We start from the raw sequence: 21,110 nt of genomic DNA, 5'->3' as shown, positions 1-21,110 counted from the left end.
TGTAAGTTAAAGAAAGCTGATTTTGGTAAAAGCTGTAACTTTTTTACTTCTACTCTTAGCTATAAATCTCTGCCACTGTGTCAAGATATAAATTATATATAGATATATCTAGAACAAAGCTTACCTGTTATATCTTGTGAGAGGAAAATTTACAGCTAATACAGTAGTAGTTTTATTCCTTTCAGCTTCGAGAATTCACTATCAGGATGTTTATGGTGTTATCAAACATGAAAAAGCCCCAGGATGGGTATTTCTAATTCACAGAAACAGTGCTAAGTAAAAAAGTAAAATTAATAGTACTCAGCAATCCTAAAAATTTAAAATCAGTATCCAGTGCAATCTGGAACTGCTGACCTTGTTAAAATCAGTAAAGTCATCATCAATCTAGCAGTTTAAAGTCAATCTACTGTGACCGCAATTAATCTCCAAGTCGAAGAAAAAAGTGAACGTCTGGATCGTTACCTGTCCGCAGAATTACCAGACCTATCCCGGTCTCGTATTCAACAGTTAATTGAACAGGGTCATATCCAACTTAATGAAAAAGTTTGCACATCTAAAAAAATTCATCTTAAAGCAGGCGATCGCATAATTCTGGAAATTCCAGCAGCACAACCTTTGGAATTGGTAGCAGAGGATATCCCTTTAGATATTCTCTATGAAGACGACCACTTACTTGTTCTCAACAAACCCGCAGGCTTGGTAGTTCATCCTGCACCAGGCCATCGAGATGGTACTTTGGTGAATGCGTTATTAGCGCACTGTCCAAATTTGCCGGGAATCGGTGGCGTTCAACGTCCAGGAATTGTCCATCGATTGGATAAGGATACTACTGGAGCGATCGCAATTGCTAAAACAGATATCGCTTATCAACACATCCAAGCACAACTAAAAGCAAAAACCGCCAGAAGAGAATATTTGGGCGTAGTTTACGGTGCGCCAAAAACCGAAAATGGCATTATTGACTTACCGATAGGTCGTCATCCCCAAGACAGAAAAAAAATGGCAATTATCCCCATAGAACAAGGGGGAAGATCCGCAATCACTCATTGGCAAATTCGAGAACGTTTGGGTAACTACACGTTAATCCACTTTCAATTAGAAACAGGACGCACTCATCAGATTCGTGTCCACAGCGCCAAAATGGGTCATCCTATTGTCGGTGATCCAGTTTATGGTTCTGGTCGTTCCGTGGGGGTAAATTTACCTGGTCAAGCCCTGCACGCTTGGCGACTCAGGTTACAGCATCCCGTATCTGGAGATTGGATTGAAGTAACCGCAACCCTTCCTCAATCATTGATCACCTTGCTAGACATTCTTCGTCGCCGATAATTGGGGATGATCAACTACCTCCCCATCTCCCCTGGGAGGACTATTACAAAGGCTCATAAAAATATTTAGAAATATAACATTTACATTGTTTAACAAAACCTTCTGAAACTGTAATCCTCGTCACAATCGGTAAAATAAGCTTGTGGTAAGGGTTTTAAGGAATCTTTAAATAATATTAAAAGCCCTGAAATTCCTGCTCATCCCTGGCAATTATAAAGTTTTGTAACAGAAATATCTACTTTTTATCAGCCAAAGTCCTTGTCTATCAAGGATTTGAGACTTATCTTATTGCTCCAACTTATTTATTCATAATTTGTAATAAATAAAGGATCTATAGCATTGTATAAACTAATCTGAAGGGGTTAGACAACAAATAAAAGTTAAACGAAGCCGCTAACTCACCAGATTTAGTTGTTTCTCATAAAATGACTGCTGATTCTCATAATTTCTGGTATAAGATACCAAAGAATTGAGAAGACAAGTAGAGAGTTCGTTTAATTATAATTTGCTGTCAGCCATTTCTAAATTCATAAAACATCCGCAGTTTTAATTTAGACATCTCTCAACTAAATAATTTAGGAGATTAGAGTCCATGACATTAGATGTATTTTCCAAGGTTGTATCCCAAGCAGACGCTAGAGGCGAATTCCTCAGCACCGAACAACTAGATGCTTTATCCGCAGTTGTAGCTTCCGGCAGCAAGCGTTTAGATGTTGTTAACCGCATCACCAGCAACGCTTCAGCTATCGTTACCAACGCAGCTCGTGCTTTGTTTGAAGAGCAACCCAACTTGATCGCTCCTGGTGGTAATGCTTACACCAACCGTCGCAATGCTGCTTGTCTGCGCGACATGGAAATCATCCTCCGCTATGTTACCTACGCAGCAATTGCTGGTGACTCTAGTGTTCTTGATGACCGTTGCTTGAATGGTTTGCGCGAAACATACCAAGCTTTGGGTACTCCTGGTGCTTCCGTAGCAGTTGGTGTTGGCAAAATGAAAGAAGCAGCAATCGCTATCGTTAACGATCCTAACGGTATCACCAAAGGTGATTGCACTTCTTTGGTTTCTGAATTGGCAAGCTACTTTGACCGCGCTGCGGCTGCTGTTGCCTAACAATTCATGACAAATTAGCTCGAACTTATTAAATTGAGCTTTTCCCATAGCCTGCGTGGCGTAGCCATACAAAACAAGCAAGAAACTATCTAGGAGATTTTCACTAATGAAAACACCAATTACCGAAGCAATCGCATCTGCTGATACCCAAGGACGTTTTTTAAGCAATACTGAATTACAAGCAGTTAATGGTCGTCTTGTCCGTGCAGCAGCCAGCATGGAAGCTGCTCGTGGTTTGACAGCTAACGCTCAAAAACTAATTGATGGTGCTACCCAAGCTGTATACAGCAAATTCCCTTACACCACCTCTACACCAGGCAATCAATTTGCATCTGATGCTCGTGGTAAATCCAAGTGCGCTCGTGACGTTGGTCACTACCTACGCATCATCACCTATAGCCTAGTTGCTGGTGGTACAGGTCCTTTAGACGAGTTCTTAATTGCTGGTTTGGCTGAAGTCAATGGCGCATTTGACTTGTCTCCTAGCTGGTACGTAGAAGCGTTGAAATCAATCAAAGCTAATCATGGTTTGAGTGGTCAAGCTGCTAACGAAGCTAACACCTACATTGACTACGCAATCAACGCCCTTAGCTAGATAGCGTCATGCCCGGAGAGGGATGTAATTGCTAGATGGAGTCACCCCTAGAGGGGTTCACCAGTTATTCATGGGGAGTCACTGTGTTAGTTGGAAAATATCCAGCGAAAAATTAAGTGGCGTTAAAACCTTACATGATCACTCTGGTTCACCTAGCAATTGGATCTGGCTCCGGGCATAGTTTTATGTACAGAAAGATACTTTAAGTTGTTAGTAAGGCAAGAGGTGACAGGGAAGAGGAAGTTATTACCAATTACCCATTGCCAGCCTTAACTAAGTAAATAGCAAATTGGATTAAATACCAAGCTTTATTCAGCCAACATTCGGCACAATAAAGGGGAAAATATGGCAATTACAACAGCAGCATCCAGACTAGGAACAGAGCCTTTTAGCGACGCACGCAGGGTTGAAATGCGCCCCTACGCCAGCCGCGAAGAAGTCGAATCCGTAATTCGTGCCGTTTATCGGCAAGTTTTAGGAAATGATTATATATTGGCATCAGATCGCCTGATTGGTGCAGAATCACTTCTACGCGATGGTAATTTAAGTGTGCGGGAGTTTGTCCGCAGCGTCGCTAAATCAGAACTCTACAAAACTAAATTCTTCTACAACAGTTTCCAAACTCGGTTAATTGAACTCAACTATAAACACTTGTTGGGTCGCGCACCATATAGTGAGTCGGAAGTGACTTATCACTTAGACTTATATATTAACCAAGGTTACGACGCGGAAATTGACTCCTACATTGATTCAGAAGAATATCAAAACAGCTTTGGTGACAACGTAGTTCCTTACTATCGCGGTTTTGATTTTCAAGCAGGACAAAGTGCAGCCGGTTTTACTCGGATGTTCCGTTTATATCGTGGTTATGCCAACAGCGATACTGCTCAAGTCGAAGGTGATAAATCTCGTTTAGCACGGGAATTAGCTAGTAATAAGACTTCCTCAGTTGTTGGACCCTCTGGCAGTAACGATAATTGGAGTTTCCGTGTATCTACAGACGATGCTCCTAAACAAAACTTAGGTAATGCTGTAGGAGAATCAAATCGCACTTACCGAGTTGAAGTTACAGGCATTCGCAATCCAGGATACCCCAGCGTTCGTCGTAGCAGCACAGTATTTATTGTCCCTTACGAGCGCCTTTTAGACAAAATGCAGCAAATTCATCGAGTGGGCGGCAAAATTGTCAGCGTAATTTCAACGTAAGATCCGGTGCTGTTCACCGACAAAACTCATCATAGGAGATATAGAAGTAATGTTCGGTCAAACCACACTTGGTGCTAGTAGCGTTTCTTCGTCTGCAAGCCGTGTATTTCGTTACGAAGTTGTCGGCTTAAAGCAAAACCAAGAAACCGACAAAAATAAATTCGACATTCGCCGCAGTGGTAGCGTATTTATCACCGTACCCTACAGTCGGATGAATGAAGAAATGCAACGGATTAGCCGTTTAGGTGGCAGAATCGTCAAAATTGAAACTTTGACTGTAGCAGAAGAAAACTAACTTCCTGGCAATGATAGAAACCAGTGGAGAAGAATATTCTGCTCAGAATGCACCAAATCTCACACCAGAGATAGCTATTGCTAACCTGCAATCATCAGATTTAAGTCTCCGCTATTATGCTGCTTGGTGGTTGGGTAAGTTCCGAGTCAGTCAGCCAGAAGCCATAGACGCACTCATCGCGGCGTTAGAGGATGAAGCCGACAGAACAGAACTGGGTGGTTATCCCTTACGGCGTAATGCGGCAAGGGCGCTTGGTAAATTAGGTAACTTAAAAGCCGTACCAGGTTTGATTAGGTGTTTAGAATGTCCTGATTTTTATGTCCGCGAAGCAGCAGCCCAATCTTTAGCGATGCTTAGGGATAAAAGAGCATTACCAGCCCTGATAAAACTGCTAGATGGGGGAGTTGACCAAGCTATACAAGTTCCAGGACTACCCCACCTTACCCAGCCCTATACAGCAGTATTAGAAGCCTTGGGAGCTATGGGTGCAACTGAGGCTATTTCCCTTATTCAGCCTTTTCTCAAGCATTCAGTTCCTCGATTGCAATGCTCCGCAGCCAGAGCCATGTACCAACTCACACAAGACTCTATTTATGGGGAGTTATTAGTGAAAACTTTGGCAACAGGTGATTTAAAAATGCGCCGCGTTGTTTTGGGTGACTTGGGGGCAATTGGGTATTTGGCAGCAGCAGAAGCGATCGCCCAAGCACAAGTGGAAAATAGCTTTAAACTGATTGCTTTAAAAGGATTACTAGAGTATCAACTGCCAGAACAGTCTGATACTTTTGGTATATCTGAACAAGCTATCCGAGTCATGGATTTGATGGATTCACTCTTGTAGGGGCTTTCTTTCCCGCCCACAAAGTAGGTTTTTGCTACTGACAACTGAAAAATGGATGAACTAATTCGGGCTGTCACCCTAGCAGAAACACCCTCCCAAATGGTGACAGCGGTTAAAAATCTGGCATTAGCCAAAGATCCATCGGCAATTCCCACCTTAATTGCCGTCTTTGGTTATAACAATCCAGAAGCAGCAATAGTGGCAGCAACAGCATTGACAGAATGGGGAGAAATAGCAGTACCACAATTGCTAGACCAAATTGATGATTATAACTATGGCGCACGGGCTTATTCGATTCGGACAATAGCCGCGATCGCAGATCCCCGTGCTTTAGACATCCTCGTCTCTACTACACTGACGGACTTTGCCCCCAGTGTCCGCCGGGCTGCTGCTAAGGGACTAGGAAACTTACAATGGCACAAGTTAGATATTTCTGAAGCTGAAATAGCCATTAATCGTGCCCTAGAAACACTTCTGTTTATCTGCGAAGATACAGACTGGTCAATTCGTTATGCTGCCATTGTGGGTTTACAGGCTTTAGCGAAAGTAGCTGCACTTAAACCGCCTATTTCGGCTAAATTTCAATTAATGCTGACTAAAGATACTGAAAAAGCCGTTTGCGCTCGCATTCAGTTGGCCTTAGCTTAGTAAACAGATTTATATACCATATAACAAGGTAAAAGTAAAGATGTCAATACCACTACTAGAATATGCACCCAAATCGCAAAACCAGCGAGTAGAAGGTTATGAAGTTGCTAACGAAGATACCCCAATCAGTTATCGTTTAGATCGAGCTACCTCAGATAAAGACATTGATAGCATCATCTGGGCTGCATACCGACAAATTTTCAGTGAACACCTGATTTTAGCAAGCTATCGGCAAAACTTTTTAGAATCACAACTACGAAATCGTGCTATCACCCTGCGCGACTTTATTCGGGGTCTAGGTAAATCAGACGTTTACCGAACTCAAGTAGCAGAGACAAACTCTAACTATCGCTTAGTTGACATCACCTTAAAACGGTTCTTAGGCCGGGCTGCTTACAACAAAGACGAAGAAATTGCTTGGTCAATTGTGATTGCTACCAAAGGATTACACGGTTTTATAGATGCTTTATTAGAATCAGACGAGTATTTAGACAACTTTGGTGATGACATTGTCCCCTTCCAACGTCGTCGTTTCGGATCTCGTCCCTTTAACCTGGCTAACCCCCGTTATGGTGCTAACTGGCGCGATACCCAAAACATTCGCGGTATGGCTGGCCGTTCCTACTACAGTATCCGCACATCAGGAGAACTGACTACAGCAGATATCCGTCGGGCAATTCCTGCCAGCTTCTTCATTATGGCCGGGACAATTATTACCAACGAATGCAACTACCAACGTAGTTTAGCCACCGCCCAATCTTTCGTTAGTAACCTAGAAATTCCCGATACTTCCCGCGAAATCGGTACACCACAACCAACCATTCAATCTGTAGCAGTTTCCTTACCTTATCGTTACATCCCTGCTAACGCCAAAAATTAGTTATTGGTGATTCGTAAGAGTAACGGACAACTGACAACTGACAAATAACAACAGACAAATATGGCAATACCTTTACTAGAATATAAACCCAGTTCTCAAAACCAGCGTGTTTCTGGTTATGAAGTTCCCAACGAAGATACACCCACAATTTACCGCATCGAAGACTATGCCTTTGGTGGAGAAGTAGAAGAATTAATTTGGGCAGCTTATCGGCAACTTTTCAGTGAACACGTCATCCTCAAATTTTACCGCCAAGTTCATTTAGAATCCCAAGTAAAAAACAAAGCAATTACTGTCCGGGATTTTATCCGGGGTTTAGCTAAGTCTGAAGCTTTTCAAAGTTTGGTAATTCAGACTAACTCCAACTATCGGTTGGTTGAAATTGGACTGAAGCGGTTGTTAGGACGTGCGCCTTACAATAAAGATGAAGAAATTGCTTGGTCAATCAAAATTGCTACTATTGGTTGGGGTGGTTTTGTTGATGCTTTACTAGATTCTGAAGAATATCAAAGCAGCTTTGGCGAGAATATTATTCCCTACCAACGACGACGCTATAAAGATAGACCTTTTAATTTGGTCACACCCCGCTATGCTAACTACTGGCGTGACAAGCTAGAAGATGCACGCTACAAGGCAGGAAGTATCCAAGACTTCTTGAAAATGGCTAATTCCGTCAGCATTAGAACTGTCACCTACACACCAGTTAGCACTGCGAACATTAAAATTCCCGATACCACTAGGGAAAACAAGCCCCAAGGTATTCCGGTTTCCGTTAGTCCCAGCGCTAATTTTCCAGTGCGCTAAATCTCGGAAATAGGTGTGTAACCTAATGCGGGAAAATAGATCAAGAGTGAATGAGGAATCTGATTTATCAAGCCTCTTTCAGTTTTCAAAGTTTAATTTCTTAATAAGAGGAATAACGCAGCATGGCACTGCCATTACTTCAATACAAACCAAGCAGTCAAAATCACCGTGTTAGCAGCTTCGGCGCTGCTGACACCAATGAAGATACTCCATATATCTACCGTATAGAAGATGTGAGTTCTTACTCTGACATCCAAAGTATCATTTGGGCAAGTTATCGCCAAGTTTTCAGCGAACATGAAATTCTCAAGTTTAATCGTCAAGTTACTTTAGAATCTCAGCTGAAAAATGGTTCTTTGTCAGTTCGTGACTTTATTCGCGGTTTAGCTAAATCCGAAGCTTTCTATCGTTTAGTTGTTTCTGTGAACAACAACTACCGTTTGGTAGACATCACTCTCAAGCGTTTATTGGGTCGTTGTGCTTACAACAAAAAAGAAGAAATTGCTTGGTCAATCGTCATTTGTAACAAGGGTTTTGGCGGTTTTGTTGATGCTTTATTAGACAGTGAAGAGTACAGTAGCAGCTTTGGTGAAAATACTGTACCTTACCAACGCAAGCGTTTCGTAGATCGTCCCTTTAACTTGGTAACTCCCCGTTACGGTGTAGACTTCCAAGAAACAGCAGGTACAGTCCAAACTGATTGGCGCTTTACTGTCGAGAAATACTACACCCGCAAGGCCAAGGAAAAACGATTGGCAGAAGGAGATCCTCGCAAATTTGCAGATTTGGCTGCGTCAGTCTCTGGTAAGGGTAACTACGCACAAAAGCTATCTGCATTTGACATTGATTACCTGAATGCGGTTCCTTATCGTGGTAGACGTTAAGAATTGATAGTCTGCTAAAATTTCATACTGGGTCTAGTTTTTGCGTTGATATAACGATGGGTTTGCAGGTTCTCTGTTAACTAGGCGTTATGTTAAGTGAAAGCTAGACCCAGTAGTTTTTATTAGGGTATCAATTTCTACCTGAATATTTAACCGGGCTGATGGTTCAGCCACTTTAAACATTAAGGGTGTAAAGTAAATACGTTGGCGCTGTAAAAATCTTTCTAAAACCTGTTGCCGACCTTTGATATATTCTGACTCTGACACCCAAGCGTATTCTTGACGAATAGCTTTAGCATATTTTTGATAATTTATTGGTTCAGCCGCCAAAATCCCTAAATCTGCATCAATGAGAACTTGACTGTCTAAATCATTGGCTTTGTGATTTTTTGTGTTCAAAATCAGACTTTTAACCTTAGTAATATTACTAGCTATAATCCCTAAATTATTGAGCATTTCAACCGCATACTCAGCACTTTTTTCTTCGTTATCTTCAGCTTGAGTGTCATACACTACATCATGAAACCAAGCTGCAAGTTGGACAGAGGGCAAATCTTGGGCGTAACTTTGCAAAGTATCAATAGTACCCAGGGTGTGATAAATGTGTTCCAGATTGTGGTATTGACGACTAGGGTTAGAATAAGCTGTAACTAGATAATTGAAGACTTGATATGCTGCTAATTCATCAACACCGAAGGTTTGGATTGTGTGCTGCCAATGAGAAGATAAAATCAGGATCAGATTTTCTGTAAGCATAATTACAGGATAATTCAGGAGTCAGGTGTAATATCATGTCTAGTAAAATACTAGTGCCTAGTAGTTTTGTTATCATCAATAGTTACAAATAACAGTCTCAAGGTGAATTATTTTTTATAAAAATTCTCAAACATATTCAACATATCTATATTGTCAAGAACAAATCAATGAAACTTTGGCAACTCAATCAATATCTGAATCATGGTAAATTCATTGTCCAAAAAATGCTGGGTAGCGGAGGATTTGGTGTTACTTATAGCGTCCGAGAAAGGGATACAGGTAAATTATTTGTGATTAAAACTCTCAATTATATTCAACAAAATAAAGAAGATTTTCAACAGCAACAGGTGAAGTTTGTTAATGAAGCAGTGCGGTTAGCGAGGTGCAGTCATCCCCATATTGTCAAAGTCTATGAAGTCATACAAGAAGATGGACTTTGGTGCATAGTCATGGAATATATTGATGGGGAAGATTTAGCTAAATATCTGGAAAAGAATGGGGCTTTATCAGAGGAAGAAGCACTACTATATATTGATCAAATTGGACAAGCTTTAGAATATATTCACCACCAAGGATTTTTACATCGAGATATTAAGCCTAGTAATATTATTTTACGTCGGGGTAAATCAGAAGTAGTTTTAATAGATTTTGGTTTAGCAAGAGAATATACAATCGGACAAGTCAGAAGTATGACGAATGAGAAAACTGATGGTTATGCGCCTATTGAACAGTATAAAAAAAGAGGTAATTTTGGTGCGTATACAGATGTTTATGGTTTAGCGGCTACTTTATATACTTTATTGACAAAAGAAGTACCTATGCCAGCTGAATATAGGAATGAAGATACTACTTTTTTAGCTCCAAAGCAATTGAACCCACAAATTAGCGATCGCATCAATGATGCTATTCTTGTAGGTATGACATTAGAACCTCAAAATCGTCCCCAGTCAGTATTTGAGTTTCGAGAGTTACTAGGTCTGGCTAATATTCTACCCTCTGGACAAGCACACAAAAAACTAATTTCCGCAGTTGGGATGGACTACACGCGACTACGTGATTTACTTGCAGAAAAAAGGTGGAAAGAAGCTGATGAAGAAACAACACGAGTTATTTTAGCGGTAGCAAAAAAAGAAAATGAGGGTTGGTTGAGTGAAAAAGATATTGCTAATTTTCCTTGTCAAGATATCCGCACTATTGATCAATTATGGGTAACGCATAGTCATGGCCATTTTGGTTTTTCTGTGCAAAGACGTACTTATCAAAGTCTCCGAGGAAATAAAAAATTTCGCCGAGAAGTTTGGGATGCTGTTGGTGATAAAGTTGGTTGGCGAAAAGACAATAAATGGATGTACTACGACGATTTTATATTTGATATCACAGCACCAGAAGCCCATCTGCCTAGTGGAATTTTTTGGTTTGATTCTTGGTGGGGAAGGTATGGATGGTTTTTGTTAGATGGGGTAGAGAAGCGCTTTTACTATTTAATAATACGAGTTCTCAAATGTAATATTTGAATAAAAAACTATGATCTAACAGCCCTTGAATTTACAAAATATGGAATTTTAAAGTTTAAAGTTTAAAGTTTTAATAGTGAGTATCAACTAACTTGTAGTTCATAGATAGATATTGCTGTATCTTTGCCTTTGACTTTCACTGATGCATCTACAAGTCTCAGAGAAAATAATTCTGGATTAAGTAAACTATTGACTACTGATTCTGTAATTAAAATGTTGCAATTATATTGCTTTGTTAATCCCTCAATGCGAGAAGCAACGTTAACTGCGTCACCAATAACTGTAGAATCAATGCGGGAGGTAAAACCAACTGTACCCATGACTACTGTACCGCGATGAATACCAATTCCTGTCGCAATGATTGGCAATCCTTTTTGCAATCTTTCATAATTAAACTTATCTAAAGCCTGTTGCATTAAAATTGCTGCCTTGAGGGCGCAGTCTGTAGCATCGTCATCAAATAATGCCATAATAGCGTCACCTATATATTTATCAATAAATCCCCCTGCTTGATCTATGGCTTTTCCCATACAAGCTAAATAATCATTCAAAAAGACAAATATTTCTATAGGTGCCATTGCTTCAGACATAGAAGTATAACCTCGAATATCACAAAATAAAATTGTCATTCTTCGTGTTGAAGCCATACCGACTTGAATATTTTCTATGCCCTGGGGGGCAATGACAGAGACAAATTTATCTGGTACAAATTTCTCAAATGAGTCTAGAGTTTTTTGTAATTTACTAAAGGATATTTGCAATGTTTCGGACATTTCATTAAAAGAATTCGCCAATGCACTAATTTCATTTATACGATTATTAATATCTGCACGATGTTGTAAATCACCCCCAGCAATTTGGGCTACACTGGACTGCAAACGTCGGACAGGATCACTTAACTGTCGTGCGAGGATGTAGGCACATAACCAACCGACACCGAGTCCTATAGAACCAACTATCAAAGCCTGATTGACTGCATTAGTAACAGCACGATCTACCTTTTTTAGAGATAGGCCTATTCGTAAAACGCCTAGTTTTTTACCAGCTAGTGTGCGAATATCTGAAGCCACTTCAATTATTGGTTCACCACGTTTAGCCCGCAACTGACCTGCAAAATAAATATCTTTGAGGATAAATGTTGGTGTTACACGAGTCTTTGTTGAGGAGTTTAAGGCTATATTAGTGACATCTAAGGGTACAATATCAGGAATATATTGATTTTGATATTCGTTAGGAGAAGTAGCAGCAATTTGATTGTCTTGACGGTTATCGGAGACGAGTATATAAACAAAATCTTCATTTTCTCGCAAGATCAAATCTATATTTAAGCGGATTTGACTCCAATTTTCTTCTGATAATTCGTTAGAATATGTATAACTGAGAATGTTAGAAATACTTTTAGCATCATTCAACTTTTCTTGACGGTAGAGGGTATTTTCACTTTTTACCCAAACCGCAACTATCGCACCAATCAAACCAAGAATCAGCAAGGTGGTAGAAGCCATGATTTGAGTGCGAATAGAACAAAAAGTAAACATTTTCATGGTTGTGGAGTTAACTCTTCTACAAAAGTTACCCAGGGTTGATTTTTAGTTTTGCTTGGACAATCATCACCAAAAGCCAGAGTCACAGGGCCACCCATTTTTGCTAAAATCGGTTGTTTATCTTCACCCCACCTAGTTGCTAAAATGATATTACAGTCATTTATATCCTTGGATGTTAATTTCATTGCGTCAGAACTTTTACGGTAAATCTCTGGTTTCCCAGTTACAACTACAGAACTTTGAGGTTGTATTCCAGCTAGAGAAAGTACATCCCGTATTCTGACACCATGTAGTTTAACTTTGCTACTAGGCCACCAGACGCGATAACCAACATTTTGGTTCAGAGTAATTTGTGGTAATTTATCAAAATCAGCTAAATTGAGTTGACTATTACCTACGCGTACTAATGCTTTTTCAGTTCCAAATATAACATGAGTAACATAGAATGCCCAATATCCTTCATTGTACTTTTGTTTGATTTGAGGATACTTAGTGTAGGGAAAAACCAAATAAATGGGACCACCTTGGACACGTTGAATTGGTTTGTCATCTTTTGCCAGTGCTAAAATTATTGGGTAAGTAAGTAAGTCTTCTATGTTTACGGTGACATGATAAGCGTCGTAGCACAAAAAAGTTACTTCTGTCACTCCTGCTGGAATACCAAAGTTTTTTAGCAGTGTAGATAGAGATATTCCTTGAAATTTAAATATTTGATTTGGGTTAACAATGTTATTTGCATCAATGGTATTAATATTGGTTGTAGCTAACTTAAGCAACTCCGGCCAACTTAAGGTTTCGGATTTACTATTTGCTGTCTCACCTTGAATAACTAAATTCCACTGACGCTGCGGGTTCTTTTTGGCTTTATCTGCTAGAATTTCCGCATTGCGATCGCTTGCTTCTTTACGCCATACTTCTAATTGTGCATTTGTAGGCTTTTTTGTACAACCTCCCAAGCAAATTATACCTAACCCCAAAGATACTAAAGCCCAGTTTTTCCAGATATTCAATACAACCACATTTAAAACTACTAGGAAAGTTTACAAAATGGCGTTAACTAAGTTAGAAATAACACCGTAATCTATTTTTACACCATCATTCAACATTACTTCAAAAAAATGTCGTTTGGGAACTGACGACTGATAACTAACTACTCACAAATTTATGGTATTACAAGTACAAAACAGCACTTACGAAGCGAAGACCCAAGAAATTGCTAAACAGGTTCTCGCTGCTACTGGGGAAAATCGCTCATTTTTGTCGGCTTTACGGGATCAAATGCGCTGGGATGATAAATTACTCGCTTGGGCTATGAGTAATCCTGGCTTACGTGTCCAATTATTTCGGTTTATTGACACTTTACCTGCTTTACATAGTAAATCAGAAATTGCCTCCCATATGCAAGAATATTTGGGAGATGAGTCCGTAGAATTACCCGCAGCTTTAAAAAGCATTTTAAACTTTGCTAACCCTGATTCTATGCCCGCACAGGTAGCAGCTACAACTGTGGGAACTGCTGTAGAAACTTTAGCACATAAGTATATTTCTGGGGAAAATATTAAGCAAGTCATCAAAACTGTTGAGAGACTGCGAAAAGACAAAATGGCTTTCACCATTGACTTACTCGGTGAAGCGGTAATTACGGAAATAGAAGCTCAATCTTATTTAGAAAGATACTTGGAATTGATGCAGCAATTGGTGGAAGCATCAAAAAATTGGGGAAAAATTCCGGCTATTGATGAAGCTGACGGCGAAAATATCCCGAAAGTCCAGGTTTCTGTCAAGTTAACTGCATTTTATTCCCAGTTTGATCCTTTGGATGCTGAAGGTAGTGAACAACGAGTTAGCGATCGCATTAGAATTTTACTACGTCGGGCGCAAGAATTGGGAGCAGCAGTCCATTTTGATATGGAACAATACGCCTACAAAGATATTACTTTCAATATTCTCAAAAAGCTGTTATTAGAAGAAGAATTCCGTCAACGCACAGATATTGGAATGACAATACAAGCATATCTGCGTGACAGTGAACAAGACGCTAAAGATATCATTGCTTGGTTAAAACAACGGGGTTATCCTCTGACAATTCGTTTAGTTAAGGGTGCGTATTGGGATCAAGAAACTATTAAAGCTGCCCAAAAGCATTGGCCACAACCAGTTTATAATAATAAAGTCGCCACCGATGCCAATTTTGAAACCATTACGCAGATATTGTTAGAAAATCATCAGTATGTCTATTCTGCCATAGGTAGTCATAACGTGCGATCGCAATCTCGTGCGATCGCTATAGCTGAAAGTCTCAATGTCCCCCGTCGTCGGTTTGAAATGCAAGTCCTCTACGGCATGGGTGATAAAATAGCCAAAGCCTTAGTAGATAAAGGTTATCGTGTCCGGGTTTATTGTCCCTACGGTGAACTTCTTCCCGGAATGGCTTATTTAATTCGACGTTTATTAGAAAACACCGCAAATAGTTCTTTTTTACGCCAAAATCTAGAAAATCGTCCCGTTGAAGAATTACTAGCACCCCCAATTTCAGTTCCAACTTCCCCTTCATTTGCGGGGACTGAGGGTGGGTTCTTAGGAGTAGCAGATACAGATTTTGCGGAAGAGGAGAAACGAAAAAAATCAAATCAAGCTTTTAAAAATGTCCGTCAACAACTTGGTAAAACCTATCTACCTTTGCTGAATGGGGAATATGTGAATACTACAACTTTTGTTGATTCTCTTAATCCTTCTAATTTTAGTGAAGTTGTTGGTAAAATCGGACTTCTAAATATTGAACAAGCTGAGGAAGCAATGAAATTTGCTAAAGCTGCTTTCCCCGCTTGGAAGAAAACACCAGTTAAACAACGTGCTGATATTTTGCGTCAAGCTGCTAAGTTGATGGAGGAACGACGCGCCGAACTTTCAGCTTGGATAGTTTTAGAAGTTGGTAAACCTGTTAAAGAAGCTGACGCGGAAGTTTCGGAAGCGATTGATTTTTGTCTTTATTACGCTGAAGAAATGGAACGGTTGGATAAAGGTGTAATTTATGACGTTGTTGGGGAAACCAATCGTTATATTTACCAGCCGAAAGGAATCGCTGTTGTCATTTCTCCCTGGAATTTTCCTTTGGCTATTGCTTGCGGAATGACTGTTGCTGCTTTGGTTTCGGGAAATTGTACTTTACTCAAACCTGCGGAAACTTCTTCTGTCATTACTGCTAAATTTACAGAAATTTTAATAGAAGCAGGAATACCAAAAGGTGTTTTTCAATACGTTCCTGGTAAGGGTTCGCAAGTCGGCGCTTATTTGGTCAATCATCCTGATACTCACGTCATTGCTTTTACTGGTTCTCAAGAAGTAGGGTGTAGAATTTACGCAGAAGCAGCAATCTTGAAACCAGGTCAAAAACATCTCAAGAAAGTAATTGCGGAAATGGGAGGTAAGAATGGGATCATTGTTGATGAAAGTGCTGATTTAGACCAGGCTGTTGTCGGCGTTGTCCAATCTGCTTTTGGTTATAGTGGACAAAAATGTTCTGCTTGTTCACGGGTAATCGTTCTCGAACCAATTTATGATGCTTTTGTGGAAAGATTGGTAGAAGCAACAAAATCTTTGAATATTGGGGAAACGGAATTACCCAGTACCCAAGTCGGTCCGGTAATTGATGCTAATTCGCAATCACGCATTTTGGAGTATATTCAAAAAGGCAAAGAAGAAGCAAAAGTTGCGTTAGAATTACCCGCACCAACTCAAGGTTATTTTATCGGTCCTGTAATTTTTTCCGAAGTACCTGCAAATGGAATAATTGCACAACAAGAAATCTTTGGTCCCGTGTTAGCAGTAATTAGAGTCAAGGATTTTTCAGAAGCTTTAGAAGTTGCTAACGGCACAAATTACGCTTTAACTGGTGGACTTTATTCTCGTACACCTTCCCATATTGAACAAGCGCAAGCAGAATTTGAAGTTGGGAATTTATACATTAACCGGAATATAACCGGGGCAATTGTCTCCCGTCAACCCTTTGGTGGTTTTAAACTTTCTGGTGTGGGTTCAAAAGCAGGAGGACCAGATTATTTACTGCAATTCCTAGAACCAAGGACAATTACAGAAAACATCCAACGTCAAGGTTTTGCACCTATTGAGGGTGCAGAGTAAGATTTATTTTGGCATTGATTCGAGATCCTTGCAAGTGCGAAAATAAATGCTAGAAGAGCGATTATGTAGTCAAGAAAGCAAATATTTTCTGGCTATTTGAAGCTGTAATTCATATAAATACCCAAATCTTGAAAACCTTGAAATGGGGAAGCTTTTCAGCATTTATTTCCGATTAAAAAGGGATCTCTGATCAATTCCTCTAGGACTCAATACTTGTCGGTTAAGCTCAAAAAATAGAATTATTTAGGTTGGGTTAAGGAAAGTATCCCTTAGTCCTTTCTCTTCCTTCAACAATGCGGCGGCATTGAATAACACTGATATTTCCAAACTAAGTGCGATCGGTGTTAATGGTGGTTTTGTTGCCGCTAATGATGGCAATGAAATCGGTTCACCAGGGATGATTATTAATGAACCCGTGGACTTTTCTGCGGTGGCTGCGGGTGATGCAACTACCAATGATGCAATTCTCTGGACTCGTACCTTTGATCCTGATACCCAGGAAAGTGAGAATGTAGCCCTAATTGCCCAAGTTTCCACTGATGCTAACTTTGGGACAGTCGCTTATTCCTACAACGTTTCCGCCAGAACTGACGGACTTGATCACGATGGCACAATCAAAATAGATGCTACAGCTTTACAAAGTGGCACTCAATACTACTATCGTTTTGTCAGTGAAACAGGTGATATCAGTCCTGTGGGTACTTTCAAAACCGCCCCAGATGCCGATGCTAGTGTTGCTGTCCGCTTTGGTTTTAGTGGTGACGCTGATGGGAAAATGCGTCCTTATGTTTCTACCGAAAACTTTAGCAGCCTCAATTTAGACTTCTTTGGGTTTTTGGGAGACACTATTTACGAAAGTGCCAGCACTGGATCTCCTGCTGCTGCAAATCCTGTTACTGACCCTACCCAGGCTTTAGATGATTACCACCGCAAATATCTAGAAAACATCCAGCCAGTATCCGAAGGTGGATTTTCTAGTTTGGCCACAATGTTTGCTTCTCAAGGTAACTATACTCTCCTAGATAACCATGAGCTAGGCAATAAACAATTGATGAATGGTGGTGCGCCTAGTGCTTTAGCTCCCGCTTCTGGAAATGGTTCCAGTAATACCGCCGATGATGTAAATACAACAGGTACGTTTATTAACGATACCGTGGGATTTCAAACTCTCGTACAGGCTTATTCTGATTATCAGCCAATTCGAGAACAAATCATTTCCGCGCCTAATGATCCTCGTACCGATGGCACTCAACAACTTTTCTTTGCCCAAGAGTGGGGTAAGAATCTTGTTTATATAAACACAGATACTCGTTCTTACCGTGATGTGCGCTTGAAGACTGCTGATGGAGCAGAAGATACTGGATCTCGCGCCGATAATCCTGATCGCACTTTGTTAGGAGTTACTCAACTAGCTTGGTTAAAACAAACTCTGTTGGATGCCCAAAATAACGGCACGGTTTGGAAATTTGTCGCTGTATCTGATCCTATTGATCAAATTGGGGCAATTGGTTCTGGTGAAGATAGTGGTAAGTCATGGATTGGTGGCTATAGAGCAGAACGCAATGATTTACTCAAGTTTATTGCTGACAATGGCATTAAAAATGTGGTCTTTTTAGCCACTGATGATCACCAAAATCGGGTGAATGAATTAACTTATTTAGATAATATCAATGATCCCAACAGTATTAGAATTCTACCTAATGCCTTAGCGATTGTGGATAGTCCCATAGGTGCAACTGGTCCTGATGAAATTACTGACCACAGTTTTGAGAATATCAAATCTTTAGCTGATCAACTGGCAGCAGATCAAATTGCCGCGAATGTCAACCCAGTTGGTTTAGATCCTAATTTCCCAGGATTGAAAAATGTGGTGCGGGAAGGTGATCTTAATGCTGACACTCTCAGACAACCAATTGATTTCTATTCTCCCGATACTTTCAATTACACCGTTTTTGATATTTCTGCTGATGGCAAAACTTTGAATGTGAATGTGCAGGGGGTGAATTCCTATCCAATCAATTCCTTCCCAGAACCTTCTGCTGATAACCCTGTGCGCTCAATTCTCAGCTTTAGTCTTGATGCTGCTCTTCCACCTGTTCTTGTGACAGGAACTCCAGGAGATGATAAATTAATTGCTACTCCTGGTAGTAATTTCGATGGTCAAAACAATATTGTCTTTACTGGTGCTGGTGAAGATGAAGTAGACCTAAATACTTCTGCTCAAGCACGAAATAACCGCATTAACCTTGGTAGTGGCAACGATATTATCTATGTCAGCCAAAGCGATAGCGAAGCGCTGCTGCAAGCAGATCGCGTTTTTGGTAGTAATGGCAATGATACCTTTGATGCTACTGATGGCAATGGTGGCAACCGGATGTCTGGTGGTGTTGGTAATGACACTTTTTGGTTAGGTAGCAATGATCGCGCCTTGGGTGGTGATGGTAATGACCAATTCTATGTTCAAGAAGGTGGTGGTAACTTGCTTTCTGGTGGTGTTGGTAATGACCAATTTTGGATTGTCAATGCTGAACTAGCAAACACTTCTAATACCATTGTTGACTTTCAGGTTGGTATTGATGTCATTGGTATTAACGGTGCGGCCAGTTTAGGCATCACCACATCTACACTCCAGTTAAATCAAGTTGGTACGGATACCGCAATTGTTTTCAACAATCAAACTCTAGCTGTTCTCAATGGTATTCAATCCAGCAGTTTGAATTTGACTGATACTAACCAGTTTGTCTTGGTTTAATTAAGATAAGCATTACTCCCAAGAATCTGAACTCAATCCCATTTTTATATCAAGTCCGGCTAATTGCTTATCAAAAAAACTCTCCGCGTCCCCGTGTCTTGAGCGCGGTTCCCTAATGATAAGTCTTTAACCGGACATGATATTACCCCTCTCTTTTGCTGAGAGGGGTGATTGTTAAACGCAGATGTACGCTGAGGTTAATCTTTTCTGTTTAAGTTTATTGTTTTGGACATTCAGGTGAGCTATTACGAGCGTAGTTACAATCAAAATAAATTAATGCTTCTCTACTCGATTTAAAGCTTCTCGTTTTATAGTACTTATTTTTTTGGGTATCTTCATCCTTATCCCAAATTTTTAAGTAGTAATCACTACTATCATCACTAGACCATAACTCATAACGATACTCACCACCAAAACCTTCACTTCTTAAGTAGTCGGCTAATGCTGTTTTTGATATAGATAGAAGGGTAGATATTGCTAAGATGGGAATTAGAGCTATTTTTATCACCTGAGTTTTCTTCATAGATACACTAATTTTCGCTTTAATTCCAAGCATAACGTAATTGCGTATTTGCGTCTAGATATAAAAAAGCAACTTTACAAACAAACGTATACCTTCTTCATAGTTTCAGTCATACTACTTTTAACTGCGGTTATAACCCATTTAGAAGTGTCACCTGCAATAACTGCTGACAGCTAACTACTGACTGCTGCTGTAATTGTTACATATCCATGTCTGAAGGTGCGGTAAGCTGAAAATAGTAGTTTTCATCCTCAAAACAATGACAGCGAATAGTCCTACGATTTTAGCTTTAGACTTTGATGGAGTGGTTTGTGATGGACTAATTGAATATTTTGAGGTAGCATGGCGTACCTACTGTCAAATTTGGTCGCCGGTTAATGACATACCACCAGATGATTTAGCCTTAAGATTCTATCGCTTACGTCCGGTAATTGAAACGGGTTGGGAAATGCCTGTTTTAATTAAAGCCTTGATTAACGGATTCTCTGATGATAAAATTCTCCAAGAATGGGCAAGTATCACCCCACAAATTTTGGTAGCAGATAACCTAGAAGCGAAAGAAGTTTCTACAAAATTGGATAATCTGCGGGATGATTGGATTCAGACGGATTTAGATGGTTGGTTAAGTCTGCATAGATTCTATCCTGGTGTGATAGAAAGACTAAAAATCACTCTTGCGAGTGCGGTTCAGTTATATATAGTTACTACTAAAGAAGGCCGTTTTGTTCAACAGTTATTACAAAAAGAAGGACTTGATTTACCAGCAGATGCGATTTTTGGAAAGGAAGTAAAACGCCCAAAATATGAAACTCTGCGAGAATTAATTGATAAAGCAAATACTCAACCTGTGAGTTTATGGTTTGTTGAAGACAGGCTGAAAACATTACAATTAGTCCAACAGCAATCAGACTTAGATCATGTCAAACTTTTCTTGGCAGATTGGGGTTATAATACTCAGCCAGAAAGGGAAGCCGGAAAAAATGATTCACGCATTCAGTTAATATCACTTTCTCATTTTGCTCACGATTTTTCAACTTGGTTGTAATTGACTGGAGAGATGCAATAAGAAAAAATTCTGAACTTGGCTCGTAGTTAGGGCTTTAGCCCTACTTTCAGGTCTAAAGACCTGACTCTACTTACTATATTTAGGGCTTTAGCCCTACTTTCAGGTCTAAAGACCTGACTACAAACCTTTAATTATTTACCTGACTCTACTTACTATAAAATAGGTGTTCATGGCTCATTTATAATCGCTAGAAATTACTTCAGTTTCGTAAGGATTCAC

At 40.0% G+C, this 21,110-nt stretch carries 18 protein-coding genes; 14 read left to right on the top strand and 4 right to left on the bottom strand.

Annotated elements, in window-relative coordinates; all coding sequences use genetic code 11:
- Positions 1-408 precede the first annotated feature (408 nt).
- The 10 genes from ANA7108_RS0108585 to ANA7108_RS0108540 all read left to right on the top strand — a co-directional run bounded on the left by ANA7108_RS0108585 (position 409) and on the right by ANA7108_RS0108540 (position 8,596).
- A complete protein-coding gene (locus tag ANA7108_RS0108585) occupies positions 409-1,329 on the top strand; it encodes an RluA family pseudouridine synthase (RefSeq protein WP_016950369.1) in 921 nt (306 codons plus the stop codon).
- Between the two features lie 592 nt (positions 1,330-1,921).
- Complete coding sequence (locus ANA7108_RS0108580; protein ID WP_016950368.1) at positions 1,922-2,443, top strand: phycocyanin subunit beta; 522 nt, start codon at positions 1,922-1,924, stop codon at positions 2,441-2,443.
- A 106-nt stretch (positions 2,444-2,549) separates the two neighbouring features.
- On the top strand, positions 2,550-3,038 hold the full coding sequence (gene cpcA, locus ANA7108_RS0108575) for a phycocyanin subunit alpha (protein WP_016950367.1): 489 nt from the start codon (positions 2,550-2,552) through the stop codon (positions 3,036-3,038).
- A gap of 345 nt (positions 3,039-3,383) precedes the next feature.
- On the top strand, positions 3,384-4,244 hold the full coding sequence (locus ANA7108_RS0108570; protein ID WP_016950366.1) for a phycobilisome linker polypeptide: 861 nt from the start codon (positions 3,384-3,386) through the stop codon (positions 4,242-4,244).
- Positions 4,245-4,293: 49 nt separating this feature from the next.
- Complete coding sequence (locus ANA7108_RS0108565; protein ID WP_016950365.1) at positions 4,294-4,539, top strand: phycobilisome linker polypeptide; 246 nt, start codon at positions 4,294-4,296, stop codon at positions 4,537-4,539.
- A gap of 10 nt (positions 4,540-4,549) precedes the next feature.
- Positions 4,550-5,380, top strand: a complete 831-nt coding sequence (locus ANA7108_RS0108560; protein ID WP_016950364.1) for a HEAT repeat domain-containing protein — start codon at positions 4,550-4,552, stop codon at positions 5,378-5,380.
- A 51-nt stretch (positions 5,381-5,431) separates the two neighbouring features.
- On the top strand, positions 5,432-6,028 hold the full coding sequence (locus ANA7108_RS0108555; RefSeq protein WP_016950363.1) for a HEAT repeat domain-containing protein: 597 nt from the start codon (positions 5,432-5,434) through the stop codon (positions 6,026-6,028).
- 40 nt (positions 6,029-6,068) lie between these two features.
- Positions 6,069-6,908: a phycobilisome rod-core linker polypeptide gene (locus ANA7108_RS0108550; protein ID WP_016950362.1), complete on the top strand. Its 840-nt coding sequence runs from the start codon at positions 6,069-6,071 to the stop codon at positions 6,906-6,908.
- Between the two features lie 60 nt (positions 6,909-6,968).
- The gene (locus ANA7108_RS0108545) at positions 6,969-7,712 is read left to right on the top strand and encodes a phycobilisome rod-core linker polypeptide (protein ID WP_016950361.1); all 744 of its coding nucleotides are present in this window, start codon (positions 6,969-6,971) and stop codon (positions 7,710-7,712) included.
- 122 nt (positions 7,713-7,834) lie between these two features.
- Complete coding sequence (locus ANA7108_RS0108540; protein WP_016950360.1) at positions 7,835-8,596, top strand: phycobilisome rod-core linker polypeptide; 762 nt, start codon at positions 7,835-7,837, stop codon at positions 8,594-8,596.
- An 87-nt stretch (positions 8,597-8,683) separates the two neighbouring features.
- Here the strand turns inward: ANA7108_RS0108540 and ANA7108_RS0108535 are convergent, their stop codons facing one another.
- A complete protein-coding gene (locus ANA7108_RS0108535; RefSeq protein WP_016950359.1) occupies positions 8,684-9,352 on the bottom strand; it encodes a hypothetical protein in 669 nt (222 codons plus the stop codon).
- A 167-nt stretch (positions 9,353-9,519) separates the two neighbouring features.
- Between ANA7108_RS0108535 and ANA7108_RS0108530 the strand changes: the two genes are divergently transcribed.
- Positions 9,520-10,866: a serine/threonine-protein kinase gene (locus tag ANA7108_RS0108530; RefSeq protein WP_016950358.1), complete on the top strand. Its 1,347-nt coding sequence runs from the start codon at positions 9,520-9,522 to the stop codon at positions 10,864-10,866.
- A gap of 83 nt (positions 10,867-10,949) precedes the next feature.
- On the opposite strand, the gene ANA7108_RS0108525 is transcribed toward ANA7108_RS0108530, so the two are convergent.
- On the bottom strand, positions 10,950-12,410 hold the full coding sequence (locus tag ANA7108_RS0108525; RefSeq protein ID WP_016950357.1) for an adenylate/guanylate cyclase domain-containing protein: 1,461 nt from the start codon (positions 12,408-12,410) through the stop codon (positions 10,950-10,952).
- Positions 12,407-13,429: a molybdopterin-dependent oxidoreductase gene (locus tag ANA7108_RS0108520; protein ID WP_016950356.1), complete on the bottom strand. Its 1,023-nt coding sequence runs from the start codon at positions 13,427-13,429 to the stop codon at positions 12,407-12,409. The genes ANA7108_RS0108525 and ANA7108_RS0108520 overlap by 4 nt, the downstream gene beginning before the upstream one ends.
- 145 nt (positions 13,430-13,574) lie before the next feature.
- Here ANA7108_RS0108520 and pruA point away from each other — a divergent pair, with 145 nt between their 5' ends.
- Both pruA and ANA7108_RS27095 read left to right on the top strand, forming a co-directional pair.
- Positions 13,575-16,550 carry an L-glutamate gamma-semialdehyde dehydrogenase gene (pruA, locus tag ANA7108_RS0108515; RefSeq protein WP_016950355.1) on the top strand — a complete coding sequence of 992 codons (2,976 nt, stop codon included), beginning with the start codon at positions 13,575-13,577 and terminating at the stop codon, positions 16,548-16,550.
- Between the two features lie 304 nt (positions 16,551-16,854).
- Complete coding sequence (locus ANA7108_RS27095; protein WP_016950354.1) at positions 16,855-19,302, top strand: alkaline phosphatase D family protein; 2,448 nt, start codon at positions 16,855-16,857, stop codon at positions 19,300-19,302.
- A 217-nt stretch (positions 19,303-19,519) separates the two neighbouring features.
- On the opposite strand, the gene ANA7108_RS0108505 is transcribed toward ANA7108_RS27095, so the two are convergent.
- Positions 19,520-19,858, bottom strand: a complete 339-nt coding sequence (locus tag ANA7108_RS0108505) for a hypothetical protein (protein ID WP_016950353.1) — start codon at positions 19,856-19,858, stop codon at positions 19,520-19,522.
- 226 nt (positions 19,859-20,084) lie between these two features.
- Here ANA7108_RS0108505 and ANA7108_RS0108500 point away from each other — a divergent pair, with 226 nt between their 5' ends.
- On the top strand, positions 20,085-20,870 hold the full coding sequence (locus ANA7108_RS0108500) for an HAD family hydrolase (RefSeq protein ID WP_016950352.1): 786 nt from the start codon (positions 20,085-20,087) through the stop codon (positions 20,868-20,870).
- The last annotated feature ends 240 nt before the right edge of the window (positions 20,871-21,110 follow it).

Origin of the sequence: Anabaena sp. PCC 7108, from assembly GCF_000332135.1 — a bacterium.
Lineage (GTDB): Bacteria > Cyanobacteriota > Cyanobacteriia > Cyanobacteriales > Nostocaceae > Anabaena.
Note: the sequence above shows the minus strand (reverse complement) of the source record. Positions and strands in the feature narration are given on the sequence as shown.